Raw genomic sequence first — 18,715 nt, 5'->3', positions numbered from 1 at the left:
GTGTTACGCGCAGGCGGCACCGTTCAGGGTGAACAGGGCCGGGTTCGGGTTGGGGCCGCTCGCGGGGTCGCCGATGAACCCGAAGGTCACCGACTGCCCGGGTGCGATGACCTTGTTCCAGGCGAGGTTCGTCGCGCTGACGGACGCGCCGGACTGGGCGGCCGAGGCGCTCCAGATGTCGTCGACCGACTGCCCGCCCAGGAACGACCAGCGCAGCGTCCACCCGTTGACCGCGGTGGAGCCCGTGTTCTTGACGGTGATCTGGGTGTTGAACCCGTCGTTCCACTGGCTGTGCTTGGTGTAGGTCACCTTGCAGGTGGGCGCGGGCGCGCTCGCGCCGTCGCCCTGGCCCGCGAGGAAGGCCGCCACCCAGGCCAGCGGGGCGTTCCAGTTGATGGTCAGCTCGTTGGTGGACCACGAGTCGATCTCGTCGATGTAGCAGAACTGCCCGACGCAGCCGGTCAGCTTCTGCTGCGCCAGCGGGTCCTGGATGGACGAGTTCGGGCCGCCGGACAGGGTGCCCTTCGGCGGGTTCGGCAGGTCCGGGTTGAGCTGGTGGGCGTACCAGCGGCTGTGCTGGTTGTGCGAGTTCACCTCGCCGTAGCCGGTCACGTAGGACATGTTCAGCGCGTTGCGGCCGAACAGGTAGTCCGCGCCCTGCGTCACCGCGTCGGCGAACCGGTCCTGACCCGTGAGGTCGTAGGCCGCCGACAGCACCACCAGGTTGTTGGCGATCCCGCTGTTGGAGCCCCAGTCGTAGGAGTTGTTCGCCGGCTGGTACGGCACGCCGTACGGGTGCGCCTCGATCGCGGCCAGGTACTCCTCCGCGCCGGACACCACCGAGGCGCGCACCGCTGCCCGGCCGGGCAGCGCGCTGGGCACCGTGGCCAGGTCGAGGCGGCCCAGCGCGGCCAGCGACTGCCAGCCGAAGCCGTTGCTGCTCCACACGTCGGCGGTGTGCAGCGGCGAGCCGGTCACCGCGGCCTGGTACTGGCTCTCCCCCGTGGTCAGGTAGAGCTCGGCGGCCGCCCAGTAGAACTCGTCGCTCACCACGACGTCGTCGTAGGTGCCGCCGCCGGTGCCGTCGGCCGGGCTGGCGTAGATCGCCGGGTGGGCCAGCGCCGCCGCGTATGCGGTGCGGGCCGCGGCCAGGTTGCGGGCCGCGAAGGCCGCGTCGTACGGGGCGTACACGCGGGCCGCCTGCGCCGCCGCGGCGGCCAGGTTCAGCGTCGCCGCGGTCGACGGCGGGTGCAGCTCGCGCTGCTTGTCGTCCAGGTTCGGTAGCAAGGGCAGGCCGGTCCACTCGCTGTCGTGGATCTTGTGGTGGGCCATGCCCGCCAGCGGCTCACCGGCCGGGACCTGCATCTTCAGCAGGAACTCCAGCTGCCAGCGCGCCTCGTCGAGGATGTCCGGCACGCCGTTGCCGCTCTCCGGCAGGTTGAGCTGGCCGTCGGGGAACGCCTGGGCGGTGGCCGCCCACTTGCCCCGCTCGAACTCGTTGACCAGCTGGAACACCGAGATACCACCGTTGACGACGTACTTGCCGTGGTCACCGGCGTCGTACCAGCCGCCGGAGACGTCCAGCGAGTAGTCGCAGACGCCCGGCTGGCAGGGCACGGACGTGTCGCCCTTGTTCGGCGCGACGCCGACGTGGCCCGCCGGGCGGCCGTAGCCGGGCCGCAGGGCGTCGGAGATCGTGATGCCGGAGCGCTGCGTGTAGAACATCTTCAGCGCGTCGTCGCGCAGCCCGGCGTAGAGGTTGCCGGCCAGGTCGAACGGGCGGCTGGTCTCGCCGTCGGCGACCAGGGTGTAGCCGGTGCCCGCGACCGCGTACCCACTGAAGTCGATCGAGTGGACGTTCTGGCCGGAGCTGGCGTCCACGCCGCGCGGGGTGGTGCTCCCACTCGCGACCACGTCGCCGCCGGCGTTCTTCAGCTGCCACGGCAGCGCCGAGGTCGCCTCGGTGACCACGGTGGCGTTCTTCGGGCCCTTGGTCAGGTAGCCGACCTGGTTGACCCGCACCCGCGGGCCGGTGTCGGGCTGGTAGACCTCGGGCGCGGCGCCGCCCTTGAGGGAGATGTCGTCGAGGCAGAGCCGCCAGGGGGAGGCACTGCCACCGATCTGAAACGCCACCTGCGCGTTCGGAAGGGAGACGGGCGCGGTGAAGGTGTACGAGTAGCCGGTGGCAGTGCCGGTCATCAGCGGGTTCGCGGCGAGGAACTGCGTCCACGGGTCCACCGGCAGCTGGATGAGCGCCTTGCCGACCTTGTCGGGGGTCGCGCTCGCGGTGAACGTGTAGCTGTACGTCTCCCCCGCGACCAGCGGGATGTTGTCCTGCCCGATGATCACGTCCCACGGGTTGACCGTGCCGCCCGGGATGTCGGCGCACAGCTGCCCGCCGCTGGAGTCGAGCGTGATGTTGCCGGTCCCCCACCAGGGGGCGTGGCCGGAGGTGAAGGTGCCGTTGACGATCTGCTCGGGGGCGTCAGCCGAGGCGGCGGCCGCGGTCAGGCTCGTCGAGACGAGCCCGGCCACGGCGGCCAGCGCGATCAGCACGGGTCTACGCACTGGGGGTCCTTTCGATGGAGCGATCGGTGTTGCATCGAAAGCGGGCGTGAGCAGCCGGAATGCGCCGGAGGATCTGGGAGCGCTCCCATCTGCGCTCATGAATTATTGCCGCCACATTTCCGGAGTGTCAATCGCCCCCGCAGTGGAGGCGTGGAAGTTTCAGCCGGCGAGGAAGGAGAGGCGCACCTGGCGGGTGGGGTTGTCGCCGTTGGTGTCGACCAGGCAGATCGACTGCCAGGTGCCCAGAGCGATGCGGCCGCCCAGAACCGGCAGGCTGGCGTACGGGGCCACGAAGGCGGGCAGCACGTGATCACGCCCGTGACCCGGGGAGCCGTGCCGGTGCTGCCAGCGGTTGTCGGCGGGCAGCACGTGCTCCAGCGCGGTGAGCAGGTCGTCGTCGCTGCCCGCGCCGGTCTCGATGATCGCGATACCGGCCGTCGCGTGCGGCACGAACACGTGCAGCAGGCCGTCTCCCCGGCCCGCGACGAACTTCGCGGCCTCGTCGGTCAGATCGACCACGCTCGCGCGCGAGCCGGTGCGTACGGTGAGCACGGTGCTGTCCATGAGGACAACTTAGGACAGCACCGTGCCGCGAGGTCAGTCGCCGCCGCCACCGCCGTCGCCGCCACCGTCGCCGCCGGAGTCCCCCGAGTCGCCGGAGTCGTCGCTGTCGTAGTCGTCGTCATCGTCGTGGTCGTGCTGGCCGTGGGAGTGGCCGCTGCGGCGGCGGCGCTTGCGTGGGGCGAACAGCAGGACCAGGCCGAAGACGATCACCAGCGGGGCGGCGAAGCCGGCGATGCGCTCCAGGCCCGCGGGCGGCAGGAAGGCGTACCCCTCCATGCCGGTGATCGCGACCGCCGGGACCGCGGTCTTGTTGGCATCGACCGCGGCGGCGACGTCTGCGCCGACCACCCGGCCGCTGTCGCGGAGCGGGCCGTTCACCCAGCTGAGCTTGCAGTTGCCGTAGATGCCCGCGTAAGGCGGAGCCAGCAGGTCCTGCTGGCAGCTCACTTCGTCACCGGTGATCCCTGCCGTCACTTTTTCCCCGCCCAGATCGGCCAGGAGGGGGAAGGTCGTGTTGACGGCGAGCAGGAATCCGTATGCGATGAGAAGGAGACCGAGGAGTCGTCGCATGGGCGGCAATCTAATCGGCGTACACCACTCAATAGCGCTCCCGGTCGTGAAGCCGACCGAAATGTTACTGGTCAGTATGCGTGTCGCGTGTCGCATCGGACGGCGGTACGCGTGACGAATCCCCCACCGGAGGGGCAGGATGGGTCGAACAGACAAACTCTGTGTCTAGACCGATCATCACTACAACTACGAGGGAACGCCTGTGGCCACCGAACGCAAGCGCCCGGTGATCAGCGACGGCCTGCCGAGCCAGCTCCCGGACATCGATCCCGAGGAGACGGCCGAGTGGGTGGAGTCGCTCGACGGAGTGATCGACGAGCGAGGCGCCAAGCGCGCCCGGTACGTCATGTTGCGCCTGCTGGAGCGGGCTCGTGAGCGGCAGGTCGGCGTCCCCCCGCTGACCACGACCGACTACATCAACACGATCCCCAGCGAGCGCGAGCCGTGGTTCCCCGGCGACGAGCACATCGAGCGCCGGCTGCGCGCGTACATCCGGTGGAACGCGGCCATGACCGTGCACCGGGCGCAGCGCCCCGGTGTCGGCGTCGGCGGGCACATCTCGACCTACGCGTCGTCCGCCTCGCTCTACGAGGTCGGCTTCAACCACTTCTTCCGGGGCAAGAACCACCCGGGTGGCGGCGACCACATCTTCTACCAGGGCCACGCGTCGCCCGGTATGTACGCGCGCGCGTACCTGGAGGGCCGCCTGACCGAGCACCAACTCGACGGGTTCCGCCAGGAGCTGACGCACCCGGGCGGCGGCCTGCCGTCGTACCCGCACCCGCGCCTGATGCCGGACTTCTGGGAGTTCCCCACGGTCTCCATGGGCCTGGGCGGCCTGAACGCGATCTACCAGGCGCGGTTCAACCGCTACCTGCACCACCGCGGCATCAAGGACACCTCGGACCAGCGAGTATGGTCCTTCCTCGGCGACGGCGAGATGGACGAGCCGGAGACCCTGGGCGCGATCGGCCTGGCCGCGCGCGAGGAGCTGGACAACCTCACCTTCGTGATCAACTGCAACCTGCAGCGCCTGGACGGCCCGGTCCGCGGCAACGGCAAGGTCATGCAGGAGCTGGAGGCGTACTTCCGGGGCGCCGGCTGGAACGTCATCAAGGTCGTCTGGGGCCGGGAGTGGGACCCGCTGCTCGCCCAGGACACCGACGGCGCGCTGGTCAACCTGATGAACGTGACGCCCGACGGTGACTACCAGACCTACAAGGCGGAGTCCGGCGCGTACGTGCGCGAGCACTTCTTCGGCCGCGACCCGCGCACCCGCAAGATGGTCGAGACGATGTCCGACGACGAGATCTGGGGTCTCAAGCGCGGCGGCCACGACTACCGCAAGCTCTACGCCGCCTACAAGGCCGCGACCGAGCACACCGGTCAGCCGACGGTCATCCTCGCCAAGACCATCAAGGGCTGGACGCTGGGCTCGCACTTCGAGGGCCGCAACGCCACGCACCAGATGAAGAAGCTGACGCTGGACGACCTGAAGAGCTTCCGCGACCGCCTCTTCCTCGACATCCCGGACTCGGCCCTGGAGTCGAACCCGTACGAGCCGCCGTACTTCCACCCGGGTGCCAAGAGCGACGAGATCGGCTACCTGATGGAGCGGCGTGCGGCGCTGGGCGGTTCGCTGCCCTCGCGCAACACCAAGCACGTGCCGCTGCAGCTGCCCGAGCACAAGGTCTACGCGGACCTGAAGAAGGGCTCCGGCAAGCAGAAGATCGCCACCACGATGGCCTTCGTCCGCCTGTTCAAGGACCTGATGAAGGACAAGGTGATCGGCCACCGCTGGGTGCCGATCATCCCCGACGAGGCGCGCACCTTCGGCATGGACTCGCTGTTCCCGACCGCGAAGATCTACTCGCCGCACGGGCAGACGTACACCTCGGTGGACCGGGAGCTGTTCCTGTCCTACAAGGAGTCCACCGCCGGGCAGATCCTGCACGAGGGCATCAACGAGGCCGGCTCGGTCGCCTCGTTCACGGCCGCGGGCAGCGCATACGCCACGCACGGCGAGCCGATGATCCCGGTGTACATCTTCTACTCGATGTTCGGGTGGCAGCGTACGGCCGACGGCCTGTGGGCGGCGGCGGACCAGATGACGCGAGGCTTCCTGCTGGGCGCCACCGCGGGCCGCACCACGCTCAACGGCGAGGGCCTGCAGCACGAGGACGGGCACTCGCACCTCATCGCGGCGACCAACCCGGCCGCGGTGGCGTACGACCCGGCGTTCGGCTTCGAGATCTCGTACATCGTCGAGGACGGCCTGAAGAGGATGTACGGCGAGACGCCGGAGGACATCTTCTACTACATGACCGTCTACAACGAGCCGTACGTGCACCCGGCGGAGCCCGCCGACGTGGACGTGGCGGGCCTGCTCAAGGGCCTGTACCGGTACGCGCCGGCGACGGTCGAGGGCCCCAAGGCGCAGATCATGGCCTCCGGTGTCGGCCTGCACTGGGCGCTGCGCGCCCAGCAGCTGCTGGCCGAGGACTGGGGCGTGGCCGCCGACGTGTGGTCGGCGACCAGCTGGACCGAGCTGCGCCGCGACGCGATCGAGACGGAGCGGCACAACCTGCTGCACCCGGACCAGCCCGCCAAGGTCCCGTACGTGACCCGCGCGCTGCAGAACGCGCCGGGCCCGAAGGTGGCCGTGTCCGACTGGATGCGCGCCGTCCCGGACCTGATCGCGCGCTGGGTCCCGGGCGACTACACCTCGCTCGGCACCGACGGCTTCGGCATGTCCGACACCCGCTCGGCCCTGCGCCGCCACTTCAACGTCGACGCCGAGTCGGTCGTCGTGGCGGTCCTGGCCCAGCTCGCCCGCGCCGGTGAGGTCCCCGCGACCGCCCCGGCCGAGGCAGCCCGCAAGTACGCCATCGACGACGTCCTGGCGGCCCCCGCCGGCGAAACCGGCGGCGACTCCTGACGAGCGAAGGAAGGGCACCTTCACATCGCTATACGTGGTAGAAGGTGCCCCTCTTAACCACGAAGGCCCCGCGACCTGCTGTCGCGGGGCCTTCGTCCTGCCCCGACCGGGCGGCGGCGGGCCTACCCGCGGGCGGCCCAGCGCAGGCCGCGTTCGGTGAGCGTGCGGATCTCAGGCACGTCCAGGTCGGGCAGGTGGTGCCCGACGGTCGAGACGAAGATCCGGCCCAGACCCCACTGCCGGGTGTACACCGCCGGGTGGGTCACCGGCTCGCCCCAGGGCTCGCCCTCCTCGACCGGGAAGGTGATCGTGGCCAGCACGTCGTTGAGCGGGTCGGCGAGCATCCAGTAGCGCTCGGTGTGCAGGGCGACCGCGCTGATCCCGGCGACGATCGGGTGGTCGGCGCGCTCCGGCCGGACCGTGAGCGTGTGCGGGACGAAGTCGCCAGGGTGGCAGGTGAACCAGCCGCCGGTGAGCCACTGGTAGCGGCGTTCGGTGAACGCGGCGACGATGCCGCCGTGCCAGCCCGCGAGGCCGGTGCCGGTGCGGACGGCGTGGTCGAGATTGGCGGCGCGGTCCGGGGTGAGTTCGTCGCCGCCCGCGGTCCAGCAGTTGACGATCAGGTCGGTACGGGCGAGCAGCGCGGCGTCGTCGTACACGGCGAGGTCGTCGGCGGTGTCGACGGTGAAGCCCTGCTCCTTGAGGTATGGCAGGAAGCTGTCGGTGGTGCCGACGGGGTCGTGGAAGTCGGCTCCACCGCGGACGATCAACGCGCTACGCATGGCGAACAGGGTAAACGCTTTCCTCCCGGACGACGAGGGCTGGTCACCGGACGGCGGCGACAGGCTCGACAGCGGCCGGGACCGGCGGCACGGGCAGGCCGATTCGGCGCACCCCGGGGGCGAGCACCGTGCCGAGGCAGGCGACGGCCACCACGACCGCTGCGGCGAGCAGCGGGACCTGAGGCGACCAGGCTGCCGCGGCCAGTGGCGCGAGCGCGTAGCCCACCGGGGTGGCCGCCAGCGAGCACAGCCAGTCGTACGACGTCACCCGGGCCAGCGCCTGCGGCGGGATCTCGGCCTGCACGACCGTCTCCCACACCGGGTTGAGGAAGCCGAGCGCCGCCATCGCCAGCCCGTACGAGGCGATGACCGCCGGGGCCGGGGCGGCGAACGCCAGCAGCGCCAGCGGCAGCGCGTAGGTGGCCAGGCCCAGGTTCGCCACCAGCACCGGACGCCGCGGGCGCACCCGGCTCGCGACCAGGGAGCCGAGCAGCAGGCCCACCGCACCGGCCTCCAGCACGAGCACCCAGGTCGCGTCGCCGCCGAGCCGGTCGACGGCGATGGCCGGGCCCAGCGTGATCAGCACCGCCGCGACGCCGTTCCACGCGGCGTGGGCGATGAGGCTGCTCCAGTACCAGTCGCGGGAGCGGACCTCGGCCCAGCCCGCGGCCAGGTCGGCGAGCAGGGTGCGGCGCTCGACCGGCACCCGGCGCACCCGGATGACGGCCAGCAGCATCGCGCTGACCGCGAACGAGGCGCCGTCGAGCACGAACGCCCAGCCCGCTCCGGCGGACAGGATCAGCACCCCGGCCAGCGCCGGCCCGGCCAGCCGGGTGACGCCGGTGGCGATGGCCATCGCGGCGTTGGCCGCCTGCCGCTGCGGAGCGTCCACCACTCCGGCGACCAGCGGTGATGTGGTGGGAATGGCGAACGCGGAGGCGACTCCGCCCACCGCCGACGCCACCGCCAGGTGCGCGAGCACCGGGTCTCCGCTGATGAGCGCACACCCGACGAACGCCTGCGCGGCGCACCGGACGAGGTCGGCGGCGAGCGCGACCAGGCGCGGGTCGTGCCGGTCGGCGAGCACGCCGCCCAGCGGCAGCAGCACCAGGCGGGGCACCATCGCGCAGCCCAGCACCAGGGCCAGCGCGCCGCTGGATCCGGTGGCGTGGTGCACGGCGATGGCGAGCGCCGCGGGGATGACGAAGTCGCCCAGCGAGGACAGGGTGCGGCCGAGGAACAGCAGCCGGAAGGCGCGTTGGCGCAGGGGGTGGGCCATGCCGTCGAAGATATTTCGGTATCAAACTATTTGTCAACGAATAATCTGGCACCGAGGGATCACCGCCGTCATAGGATCACCGGCATGGAGCCTCGCGACCGGGTGGACGCGCACGTCGCCCGCTGGCTGCCCGTGCTGCCCGACCTCGACCCCGACGTCGAGGCCGCGGTGACACGGATGAAAAAGCTGTCCGACCACCTGCGACGGGTACGCGAGCAGTCGCTCGTCGACTTCGACCTCCAGCGCCACGAGTTCGACACGCTGCACTCGCTGGCCGGGCGGGGCGGCCGCGCCGCGCCGTCGGAGCTGGCCGGCGACCTGGCCATGGCACCGGCGACGGTCACCGGCCGCCTCGACGGGCTGGAGCAGCGCGGCTTCATCCGCCGCACCCACTCCGTCTCGGACCGGCGGCGGGTCGACATCGAGCTCACCGAATCCGGTCGCGCCGCCTGGCTCGGCGCGATGGACGTGCTGGGCCATGAGGAATACCGGTTGCTCGGCGCCCTGAACGCGGCCGAGCGCCGGACGCTGGCCGATCTGCTGCGCCGGGTCATGCTCGCCGCCGAGCAGCGCTGACGCCGCCGAGCAGCAGCTCAGGACGGTGGTTGTGGCGCGGCGGCTAGTGTCGGGGACATGCCCCCGGAAGACCCCGCCAGCGCGCTGCCCAAGGTAGGGCTGCGCACCCTCTGGCCGTACCTGCGCGCCCACCGCTCCTCGCTGCTGCTCGTCGCCGCACTGTCCCTGGTCACCACCGCAGGCACACTGCTGCAGCCGGTGCTGACCCGCGACGTGCTCGACGGGCTCGGCGCGAGCACGCCGATCGGCCCGAGCGTGCTCGCGCTGGTGGCGACCCTGGTCGGCGTCGCCGCGGTCGACGGCTTCCGGCACTTCCTGCTCCAGCGCACCGCGGAGGGCCTGGTCCTCACGTCCCGCCGCAGGCTGGCCGGGCACCTGCTGCGCCTGCCCATCGCCGAGTACGACCAGCGCCGCACCGGTGACCTGCTGTCCCGCGTCGGCGCGGACACCACACTGCTGCGCGCCGTGGTCACCTCCGGCCTGTTCGACACCGTCAGCGGCGCGATCATGGTGGTCGGCGCGGCGACGGCGATGGTGCTGCTGGACCCGCTGCTGTTCGGGGTCACCCTGATCGGCCTGGTGATCGGGCTGTCCGGCGGCATCTTCTTCGCCCGCAAGGTACGCGGCATGTCCCGCGACGCGCAGGCGCGCCTCGGCGAGATGACCGCGGCGGTAGAGCGGTCGATCACCGCGGCGCGCACGATCCGGGCGAGCCGCGCCGAGGCCCGCGAGACCGACACCGTGGCGCACAGCGCCGAGCAGGCGTACCAGGCCGGGGTGCGGATCGCCCGGTTGCAGGCGATCGTGCAGCCCGCCATGGTGACCACCATCCAGGGCTCGTTCCTGCTGGTGCTGGGCGTCGGCGGGGCACGGGTCGCATCCGGCGCGATCACCGTCGGCGACCTGGTCGCCTTCGTGCTGTTCGTGTTCTTCCTGGTGATGCCGCTGGGCCAGGCGCTCAACGCGTACACCCAGCTACAGGCCGGACTGGGCGCGCTGCAGCGGATGGAGGAGGTGCTGGTCATCCCGCTGGAGGGTGCCCGCGCCGACACGGCGACCGCGCCGACCGGGGGCGCGAGGGCTTCGGCGGGCGCTCAGCCGTCGTCCGGCTCGGCCAGGTCGGCCGGTGCGGCGGCGTCGGCCCGTGCAGCGGTGGCTGGGACTCCGGCGATCGAGTTCGACCGGGTCGGCTTCGGCTACACCGACGCCGAGGGCCGCGTCGGGGAGCCGGTGCTGCGAGAGGTCAGCTTCCGGGCCCCGGTGGGTACGCGTACCGCGCTGGTCGGGCCGTCCGGCGCGGGCAAGTCCACGCTGCTGTCCCTCGTCGAGCGGTTCTACGAGGTGACCTCGGGCAGCCTGCGCGTGGACGGCGTGGACGTGCGGGAGCTGAGCCATCAGACGCTGCGGTCCCGGCTCGGTTACGTCGAGCAGGAGTCGCCGGTGCTGGCGGGCACGCTGCGGGAGAACCTGCGCCTGGCCACCCCCGACGCGACCGAGGAGCAGATGCGCGCCGTGCTCGCCGCGGTCAACCTCGACGAGCTGGTCGACCGGACCCCGCTGGGGCTGGAGGCGCAGGTCGGCGAGGGCGGCGTGCTGCTGTCCGGCGGGGAGCGGCAGCGACTGGCCATCGCCCGTACGCTGCTGGCCAAGCCGCCGATCCTGCTGCTCGACGAACCGACCAGCAACCTGGACGCGCGCAACGAGGCGGCGCTGCGTGCGGCCATCGACACCGTCGCCCAGGGGCGCACGCTGCTGATCGTCGCGCACCGGCTGTCCACCGTCGTGGACGCCGACCAGATCGTGGTGCTGGAGCACGGCCGCGTGGTGGCCACCGGCCCCCACGCCGAACTCCTCGACACCAGCCCCCTCTACCGCGAACTCGCCGCCCACCAGTTCCTCGTCGACCCCGCCCCCGACCCGGCCTGACCAACCGTCCCGTCGCGCCCGCGACCAGACCTCCGTCTGTTAAAGAACGGGTCGGGGACGGTGGGCGGGGCGCGGTGCCGCGCCAGGCCCTGCTAGTGGGGTCAGCCGGGGATCGCGACGGTGACGGGCTCGGCGGTGCGCTGGGTGAGGTCCATGCGGCCGGCCTGCTCCCAGGGTGCCTGGAACGGGAAGTACGCCTCCATGAAGTCGCGCACCATCGCCGTCTGCTCGTCCATCTCCCCGGCCACCGAGTTGGTGTCGTTGAGGCAGAACACGTCCACGTTGCGCTGGCGCACCAGCCGGGCCAGCATGATCGGCGCGACCAGGCGGCCCAGGTCGATGTAGACGTGGCTGATCGAGCCGGGCACCGAGCGCCCGGTGCTGTGCGCCCAGTAGTGCGCCAGCGACGACGGGATGGACAGGTCGCCGCGGTCGCGGAACTGGTGCGAGGCGGTCGCGTGCGACTCCTCGCGCAGCTCGGTCTCGATCTCCTCCAGCACGGCGCGCAGCAGCGGATACGGCACGTGCCGCATCTTCTGGTAGAGCTGTGTGCCGAAGCGCGACTGGAGCAGCCGCCGGTTGTTCTTCGCGGCGACGTCCACGGGCGCGTCGGCGGGCGCGGGCGGGTTCACGTCCACCAGCGAGCTGGACGGGAAGAACTTGGCCACGCCGTTGGCGAAGAAGAACTGGGTGGGCAGCACGGGCCGGCCCAGGATCATGTCGTCGTTGAAGTAGAGGAAGTGCTCCGACAGGCCGGGCACCTTGTGCAGGCGCGACTCGATCGCGTGCGAGTTGAAGGTGGGCAGCCGGCCCACGTCGCCGAAGATCTCCTTGTGCGAGACCAGCGTGACGTACGGCGAGGTCGGGTCGAGCCAGGACGGCGTCTGGTCGTCGGTCACCAGGTAGATGTGGTTGACCCAGGGCGCGAAGGCGTGCAGCGAGCGCATCGAGTAGAGCAGCTCGTCGCGTGAGGTGAACCGGGACGCGTTGGTGGCCAGCCCGGCGAACGAGTCGTCCTCGTCCTCCCCGAGCGCCTGGGCCTTGCGGCTGCGCCAGGCCGGGTCGTCGCCGTCGACCCAGGTGTAGACGACGTCGATGGGGAACTGCACGTCGTTGGGGCCGGGCTCGGCGTACACGGCGCGGCTGCGGTAGCGAGGCTCGGCGTCGCGCGGCACGAACGCGGACAGGCGCGCGGCGGCGACGTACTGCGTGGGGTTGTCCACGCTGACGACGGTGCCGACCTTGTGGTTGCGCGGGCCGACCTGACGCGGGGCCTGCCAGCCCTGCTGCTTCACGGTCGACCAGAACTCGATCTCGCAGGCGTACGCGTCCTCGGTCAGCGGCATGGCCGACGGGCCCGCGGCGGCCCGGTAGACCTGCACGATCGCGCAGCGCTGCGGGCTGACCCGGCGTCCGGCGGTGTCCAGGGTCCGGATCACGGCGTCCCCGCCGGACCTGCCGCGCAGCAGGCGGAGCACCTGGGCGCGGTGCTCGGCCGCGACGGCGACGGCGCTGCGCCGGGGGTCGGTGTGCGGCACGCAGAAGTAGTCGACGCCGTCTGCTTCCAGCAGCCCGGTCACGGTCTGCAGATTGTCGTGCCACGCGTGGGCGGGCGAGGACCCGCGGGCCGGGTTCGCCACGCCGGGGGTCCGGGTGCGGGCCGTTCCGCCGACGAGCAACTTGGCGATGCGGACCCGTTGGCGCAGCGGGAGCCGGTAGGCGGCGGCACGCAGGGCGGGCCTCGGCAGGAGGCGTTTGACAATCTGCTTCACAACAACCCAACATAGTATATAAGCCGCATAAGACTGCGTATTTGATTAATAAGGACATTCATGTTTACTGCCGTTTTCCGCTGTCAGGGGGTCAACGCTTGACCCGCCCACAACCGCACGCCCTCGAGGCGGCTCCGCTCGGCTCGCGGTTCGCCCGCAGCCTTCCGATCACGATCCCGGCGCTGGTCACCCTGCTGGTGGTGCTGGTCGGGCACGACCGGCGCGCGCTCTGGCGCGACGAGTACGCCACCTGGTGGGCGGCCTCGCTGTCCACCGACCAGCTGCAACTCCTGCTGTCCAAGGTAGATGCGGTGTTCGCGCCGTTCTACCTGTTCACCCGCGCGTGGGTCGCCCTCTTCGGCGACAGCCTGACCAGCCTGCGACTGCCCTCGGCACTGGCCATGGCCGCCGCTGCGGGCCTGATCGGCGCGCTCGGGCGGCGGCTGTTCTCCCCCGGCGCCGGGCTGGTCGCCGGGCTGCTGTTCGCGCTGCTGCCCGCGGTGTCCCGCTACGGCGAGGAGGCCCGGCCGTACGCGTTCGCGCTGGCGTTCTCGGTGGCGGGCGCGCTCCTGCTGCTGCGGGCGCTGGAGCAGCCGGACCGGTGGCGGCGCTGGGTGCCGTACGCCCTGGTGGTGGCCGCCATCGGCTGGTCGCACCTGGTCGCGCTGACGGTGCTGGCGGCGTATGCGGTGGCCGTGATCGGCGCCGCGGGGCTGCGGTCGAAAGCGCTGCGCAACTGGGTGCTCGCCACCGCGGCCGGCGGCCTGCCGGTCGCCCCGCTGCTGTGGCTGGGCAAGCGGCAGACCGGTCAGATCGGCTGGATCGGCGACCGCGGCGAGGAGTCGATCCGCGAGTTCATCACCAGCACCTTCGGCTCGCTCTGGAGCGGCCTCGCGGTGCTGGCGCTGGCGCTGCTGTCGGTGCGCCTGGCCGAACCGCGCCGCCGTTTCCTGCTGGCCTGGGCCCTGCTGCCGCCCGCGGCGGTGCTGGCGCTCACCCCGGTGATCAACATGATGCTGTCGCGGTACCTGCTGTTCACCGTGCCCGCCTGGGTGCTCCTGGCCGCCTGCACGTTGCGGCAGATGTCGGCCCGGGTGGCGGCGCTGACCCCGACGGCCCGCGCGGCCGCGGCACGGGCCGCGTCCCCCGTCCCGCCGGCCACGGCCGTCCCCGGCCAGCCCCGGCGGGCGCTGGCCGGGGACGGGCCCGCGTGGGCGGTGTCGCTGGGCGCGCTGGCGGCGCTGGCCCTGCTCGGCCTGCCGGGCCAGGTCGAGGCCCGCACGCTGCCCGCCGGCAACCAGGCCGATCTGCGTACCGCTGCGGAGATCATGCGGCCGCGCCTGCTGCCGGGCGACGCCATCGCCTACGGCGGCGAGTCCTACGGCGGTCCACGGACGTTCCGCCGCGGGATGACCTTCGAGCTGCGCGATCTCGACGGGCCGAAGGACGTCTTCGTGTCCGTGCGGGGCCAGGACCGGGGCAGTTTCGAGGCCGTGGAGTGTGCCGACCCGGCCGAGTGCGCCAAGGACGTCACCCGGATCTGGCTGGTGACCTCGGCGCCCGACCGGGACCTCTTCGCGGACATGCCGGTGGCTCGTGCCGAGCTGCTGCGCGACGAGTTCACCACGGTGTTCGCGCAGCGCACCCAGGGCGTCGCGGTGGCCCTGCTCGTCCGCGAGCAGCCTGCCCCCGCCCAGCCGTAGCGGCGAGCACGACGCGAAAGGCCCACCCGCCGGGTGGGCCTTTCGCGTATCCGGGGACACCCGCGGCAAACCTGGTGGCGCGGTGCCCGGGGTAGCGCCGTACCCTGGAGGTCGTGACGGTACGTGTGCGATTCGCCCCTTCCCCGACCGGTATGTTCCACGTCGGCGGCGCCCGCTCGGCGCTGCAGAACGCGGTCTTCGCCAAGCAGCAGGGCGGGGTGTTCGTGTTGCGCATCGAGGACACCGACGCCGCGCGCAATCGCCCCGAGTGGACCGAGGGCATCCTGTCCGCGCTGGAGTGGATCGGCATCGCCCGCGACACCTACGAGGGCCCGCTGTTCCAGTCGTCCTACCACGCGGAGCACACCAAGGCCGCCCAGCAGCTGTTCGACGCCGGCAAGGCCTACTACTGCGACTGCACCCGCGACGACGTGCAGGCCCGCACCGACAACAAGTACTCCGGCTACGACGGCTTCTGCCGCGACCGGGGCCTGAGCGCGGGCGAGGGCCGGGCGCTGCGCTTCCGCACCCCCGACGAGGGTGTCACCAAGGTCGTCGACCTGATCCGCGGCGAGCCGACCTTCGAGAACAAGCTGCTCGAGGACTTCGTCATCGCCCGCGGCGACGGCTCGCCGGTGTTCCTGCTGGCCAACGTCGTCGACGACATGACCATGGGGATCACCCACGTGATCCGCGCCGAGGAGCACCTGCCCAACACGCCCAAGCAGCAGCTGCTCTGGGAGGCGCTGGGCAAGACCCCGCCGGTGTGGGCGCACGTGCCGGTCGTGGTGAACGAGAAGCGGCAGAAGCTGTCCAAGCGCCGTGACAAGGTCGCCCTGGAGATGTACCGGGACGAGGGCTACCTCGCCGCGGCGATGCGCAACTACCTGATGCTGCTCGGCTGGGCGCCCAGCGGCGACCGGGAGATCGTGCCCTGGTCGGTGATCGAGGACGAGTTCCGCCTGGCGGAGGTCAACCCCTCCCCCGCGTTCTTCGACGAGAAGAAGCTGCGCTCGTTCAACGGCGAGTACATCCGGGCGCTGCCGGTCGCGGAGTTCATGCAGGCCTGCACGCCGTGGCTGACCGGGCCGTTCCCGACGGAGGAGGAGCGGGCCGAGCGGGGGTACGGCATCACGCCGCCGCCGTGGCCTGCCCACGCGTACGACCCGGCCGTGTTCGCGCAGGTCGCCGAGCTGGTGCAGACCCGCATCGCGGTGCTGTCCGAGGTGCCGTCGTACGTGGACTTCCTCTTCCTCGACGAGCCCGTGCTGGACGAGGCGTCCTGGGCCAAGGCGGCCAAGGACGCGGGCATCCTGCCCGACGTCATCGCGGCGCTGCGCGACCTGCCGGGCTGGGACGCCGAGTCGCTGAAGAACACCATCGTCACCGTCGGCGAGGCGCACGGGCTGAAGCTGGGCAAGGCGCAGGCTCCGGTGCGCGTCGCGGTCACCGGCCGCTCGGTGGGCCTGCCGCTGTTCGAGTCCCTGGAGGTGCTCGGACGCGAGCGCACGCTGCGCCGGCTCGAGGCCGCCGCGGCCTGACCCGCAGACGACGAAGCCCCCGCCGTGCTCCGGCGGGGGCTTCGTATTCGGATCACACCTTTTCGCGACGCTTCTTGACGAGGTTGACGAGTCCGCCGACCAGAATGCCGGCCACCGTGGCCCCGCCGACCCACGGCCACCAGGGGTCGCCGGAGTCCGCGCCCGCCACCGGGGCGGTGCTCGCCGCGGCCGCGCTCGCCGACGGGCTGACCTGCGCCGATTCCGTGACCGGGGACGGGCTCGGCGCGGCGCTCTCTGCCACCGCCAGGGTGAACTTGTACGAGCCCTTGACCAGGTGACCGTCCTTTGACACCACTTCGTACGCGACGGTGTAGAGCCCGCCGCCGGTGCCGGTGAACGGCGCGGACACGGCCTTGCCGCTGACGGCCGGCTGACCCGCCGCCCCGGCTCCGTCCGGACCGGTCACCGTGAGTTTCGTCCCATCGCTCTTCAGCGTCGCCAGGAACGTCAGCTTCACCGCAGAGGGCGCGGCCGTCAGCGTCGCGTCCTTCTTCGGCGATGCCTCGACCAGGGCGTTGTGCGCCCAGGCGGGAGTCGCGCCGAGCAGCAGCGCGCCCAGTCCCACCAGGACGGCGAGCACCGCCGCGCCGCGCCTTGCCGCCCGGTGCTCCCGGGTCCGCCGCCGACTGTCCCCCACGATCGCCTCCGCCTCGTTATGATCCACCGCAATCCGCAGTTGGTCGACGCTACCGGCCTGTTCGGTTCCCGGCGAATCACGTGTGTCGGCCGAGCGAGTCGGACACCACTGCGTCCGTGTCTGAAACGTGACTATCCGAGCAGCAACCTGACAGGTTTCTCGCGGGTCTAGAAGAGGTACCACCAGTCACACTGGCACCAGGTGACGCGGCGAAACGGGGCGGGCCATGCAGGGCAACATCGTGAGGGGCACCATGTTGAAAGTCGCGGCGGGACTGTTCTCAGCAGCCCTTCTGCTGCTCGGCGCGCCCGCGTTCGGTGCGCCGACGCCGTCGCCGGCACCGAAGCCCAGCCCGTCGCCGACGGTGCGCAGCATCACCATCTCCTCGGACGTGCTGACCGCGCCCATCGTGCTGCGCTCCGATCAGCACCAGCGCCAGTTCGCGGCGCTGGCGGGCGAGGTGGACTGGCTGGCCGGCGGGACCTCGCCGCTCAAGGCCCCGGCCGAGGACAAGCTCGGCCCGAAGTTCGTCGTGGTGAGCGCGGTCAACGGCGTGGACAAGCAGACCTACGACCTCTACCCGCTGGCCGCGGGCGGCCCCCGGGTGTTCCGCCCGGCCGCGCAGCCCGACAAGCGCAAGGTCACCGCCGCCTGGTTCCTGGGCCGGTTCAGCATGGACGCCTCGCTGCGCGGGGCCGGGGTCCTGCTGGGCGGGACCGCGCCGGTCGAGGGCGGCGGCGTGGGCGGCGGCCTGGTGGAGTCGGCGACCGCCGAGCCGGACATCCGCGCCATGGTCGGCGACTGGCAGCGTTTCGTGGGTCTCAACGGCGCGGTCGTCGTGGTCATCGCGCTCGGCGTGTTCGCCATCGCGTACGCGTTCCGGCGCACCATCTGACGTCCGCGTCGTCCTGACATCCGCGTCGCTTTCGGCGCGCCATCCGCATCGACGCCCTGCGCCCCGGCTTCCGGCCGGGGCGCAGGTGCCACATACTGGCCCGATGCGACTGCCCCGCAAGCCCCTGCGCACCCTCGCCGTGCTGGCCCTGGCGGCCTTCAGCCTCACCGGCTGCATGAAGCTCGACATGGACATGACCGTCAACAGCGACGACACCGTCGACGGCACGATCGTCATGGCGCTGGACAAGTCGGTGCTCCAGCTGAGCGGCAAGAGCCCGGAAGAGGCGTTCGCGCAGGCCGGTGACAGCCTGACGGAGCTGCCGGAGGGCGCGCGTACCGAGGTCTACGACGACGGCAAGTACTACGGCAAGAAGTTCGTCTACGACGACCTGCCGCTGACCGAGTTCAACACCGGTGAGAAGGGCGCGCCCTCGATCACCCACGCCAACGGCAGGTACCTGTTCACCGCGGACCTCGACACGGGCGCCGACGGCCTCGGCGCGCAGGCCGAGATGGTGCGGCCGTTCCTGAGCAGCCTGCAGATCACCTTCGCGATCACCTTCCCCGGCAAGGTCGTCGAGCACGACGCCAAGGCGGTCGTGGACGGCAACACCGTGCGCTGGAACGTGGCGCTGGGCGGCAAGAACGAGCTGCGTGCCGTGGCCGAGGAGGGCAGCGTCTTCCCGTGGCTGGTCGTCGCCGTGGTCGGCGGCGTGCTCGGGCTCGCCGTGATCGTCGGCATCGTGTTGCTGGCCGTCTGGCTCACCCGCCGAAAGGCGCCCGCCGCCCCGGCCGACCCGGCCGCCGCGACCTCCTTCGACCCGGCCACCGTGGCCGAACCCGTCGGCGGGCACCCGGCGACGGGCCCCTTCGCCACGCCGCAGCAGGGCGGCACGGAAGGGCACCCCCACTGAGCCGGGGTGGCGGAGCCCGCAGGCTCC

The 18,715-nt window shown here is 71.6% G+C and carries 14 protein-coding genes; 7 read left to right on the top strand and 7 right to left on the bottom strand.

Annotated elements, in window-relative coordinates:
- Positions 1-3: 3 nt before the first annotated feature.
- The 3 genes from F9C41_RS10560 to F9C41_RS40630 form a co-directional block, all read right to left on the bottom strand.
- On the bottom strand, positions 4-2,556 hold the full coding sequence (locus F9C41_RS10560; RefSeq protein ID WP_230689533.1) for a glycoside hydrolase family 9 protein: 2,553 nt from the start codon (positions 2,554-2,556) through the stop codon (positions 4-6).
- A 171-nt stretch (positions 2,557-2,727) separates the two neighbouring features.
- Entirely contained in the window at positions 2,728-3,132 is a 405-nt protein-coding gene (locus F9C41_RS10555; RefSeq protein WP_155386515.1) for a secondary thiamine-phosphate synthase enzyme YjbQ, read from the bottom strand.
- Positions 3,133-3,165: 33 nt separating this feature from the next.
- Entirely contained in the window at positions 3,166-3,702 is a 537-nt protein-coding gene (locus F9C41_RS40630) for a hypothetical protein (RefSeq protein ID WP_196279708.1), read from the bottom strand.
- Between the two features lie 202 nt (positions 3,703-3,904).
- Here F9C41_RS40630 and aceE point away from each other — a divergent pair, with 202 nt between their 5' ends.
- A complete protein-coding gene (gene aceE / locus F9C41_RS10545) occupies positions 3,905-6,640 on the top strand; it encodes a pyruvate dehydrogenase (acetyl-transferring), homodimeric type (protein ID WP_155386514.1) in 2,736 nt (911 codons plus the stop codon).
- A gap of 122 nt (positions 6,641-6,762) precedes the next feature.
- Here aceE and F9C41_RS10540 read toward each other — a convergent pair whose 3' ends face one another.
- Entirely contained in the window at positions 6,763-7,422 is a 660-nt protein-coding gene (locus tag F9C41_RS10540) for a ThuA domain-containing protein (protein WP_155386513.1), read from the bottom strand.
- A gap of 43 nt (positions 7,423-7,465) precedes the next feature.
- Complete coding sequence (locus tag F9C41_RS10535) at positions 7,466-8,701, bottom strand: MFS transporter (RefSeq protein ID WP_155386512.1); 1,236 nt, start codon at positions 8,699-8,701, stop codon at positions 7,466-7,468.
- 84 nt (positions 8,702-8,785) lie between these two features.
- Between F9C41_RS10535 and F9C41_RS10530 the strand changes: the two genes are divergently transcribed.
- Together F9C41_RS10530 and F9C41_RS10525 are read left to right on the top strand one after the other, a co-directional pair.
- Positions 8,786-9,277: a MarR family winged helix-turn-helix transcriptional regulator gene (locus F9C41_RS10530; protein ID WP_155386511.1), complete on the top strand. Its 492-nt coding sequence runs from the start codon at positions 8,786-8,788 to the stop codon at positions 9,275-9,277.
- A 57-nt stretch (positions 9,278-9,334) separates the two neighbouring features.
- Entirely contained in the window at positions 9,335-11,203 is a 1,869-nt protein-coding gene (locus F9C41_RS10525) for an ABC transporter ATP-binding protein (protein WP_155386510.1), read from the top strand.
- A gap of 101 nt (positions 11,204-11,304) precedes the next feature.
- Here F9C41_RS10525 and F9C41_RS10520 read toward each other — a convergent pair whose 3' ends face one another.
- Positions 11,305-12,975, bottom strand: a complete 1,671-nt coding sequence (locus F9C41_RS10520) for a stealth family protein (protein ID WP_155386509.1) — start codon at positions 12,973-12,975, stop codon at positions 11,305-11,307.
- Positions 12,976-13,073: 98 nt separating this feature from the next.
- On the opposite strand from F9C41_RS10520, the gene F9C41_RS10515 reads away from it, so the two are divergent.
- Together F9C41_RS10515 and gltX are read left to right on the top strand one after the other, a co-directional pair.
- Entirely contained in the window at positions 13,074-14,678 is a 1,605-nt protein-coding gene (locus F9C41_RS10515) for a glycosyltransferase family 39 protein (RefSeq protein WP_155386508.1), read from the top strand.
- 113 nt (positions 14,679-14,791) lie between these two features.
- Complete coding sequence (gene gltX / locus F9C41_RS10510) at positions 14,792-16,219, top strand: glutamate--tRNA ligase (protein ID WP_155386507.1); 1,428 nt, start codon at positions 14,792-14,794, stop codon at positions 16,217-16,219.
- Between the two features lie 52 nt (positions 16,220-16,271).
- Here the strand turns inward: gltX and F9C41_RS10505 are convergent, their stop codons facing one another.
- A complete protein-coding gene (locus F9C41_RS10505; protein ID WP_155386506.1) occupies positions 16,272-16,877 on the bottom strand; it encodes a copper resistance CopC family protein in 606 nt (201 codons plus the stop codon).
- 253 nt (positions 16,878-17,130) lie between these two features.
- Here F9C41_RS10505 and F9C41_RS10500 point away from each other — a divergent pair, with 253 nt between their 5' ends.
- Positions 17,131-17,772, top strand: a complete 642-nt coding sequence (locus F9C41_RS10500; RefSeq protein ID WP_155386505.1) for a hypothetical protein — start codon at positions 17,131-17,133, stop codon at positions 17,770-17,772.
- A gap of 103 nt (positions 17,773-17,875) precedes the next feature.
- Positions 17,876-18,688, top strand: coding sequence for an LppM family (lipo)protein (locus F9C41_RS10495; protein ID WP_155386504.1), 813 nt, complete (start codon positions 17,876-17,878; stop codon positions 18,686-18,688).
- Positions 18,689-18,715 lie beyond the last annotated feature (27 nt).

This window comes from Catellatospora paridis, assembly GCF_009720365.1.
In the GTDB taxonomy this organism is placed as follows: domain Bacteria; phylum Actinomycetota; class Actinomycetes; order Mycobacteriales; family Micromonosporaceae; genus Catellatospora; species Catellatospora paridis.
This window is presented reverse-complemented; position numbering and strand designations above follow the sequence as displayed.

Bases quoted from the DNA above. Each gene is read 5' to 3' on its own strand.
- F9C41_RS10525 (WP_155386510.1), top strand. From the start codon at position 9,335: ATGCCCCCGGAAGACCCCGCCAGCGCGCTGCCCAAGGTAGGGCTGCGC.
- F9C41_RS10500 (WP_155386505.1), top strand. From the start codon at position 17,131: ATGTTGAAAGTCGCGGCGGGACTGTTCTCAGCAGCCCTTCTGCTGCTC.
- F9C41_RS10535 (WP_155386512.1), bottom strand. From the start codon at position 8,701: ATGGCCCACCCCCTGCGCCAACGCGCCTTCCGGCTGCTGTTCCTCGGC.
- F9C41_RS10540 (WP_155386513.1), bottom strand. From the start codon at position 7,422: ATGCGTAGCGCGTTGATCGTCCGCGGTGGAGCCGACTTCCACGACCCC.
- F9C41_RS40630 (WP_196279708.1), bottom strand. From the start codon at position 3,702: ATGCGACGACTCCTCGGTCTCCTTCTCATCGCATACGGATTCCTGCTC.
- F9C41_RS10555 (WP_155386515.1), bottom strand. From the start codon at position 3,132: ATGGACAGCACCGTGCTCACCGTACGCACCGGCTCGCGCGCGAGCGTG.
- F9C41_RS10530 (WP_155386511.1), top strand. From the start codon at position 8,786: ATGGAGCCTCGCGACCGGGTGGACGCGCACGTCGCCCGCTGGCTGCCC.
- F9C41_RS10495 (WP_155386504.1), top strand. From the start codon at position 17,876: ATGCGACTGCCCCGCAAGCCCCTGCGCACCCTCGCCGTGCTGGCCCTG.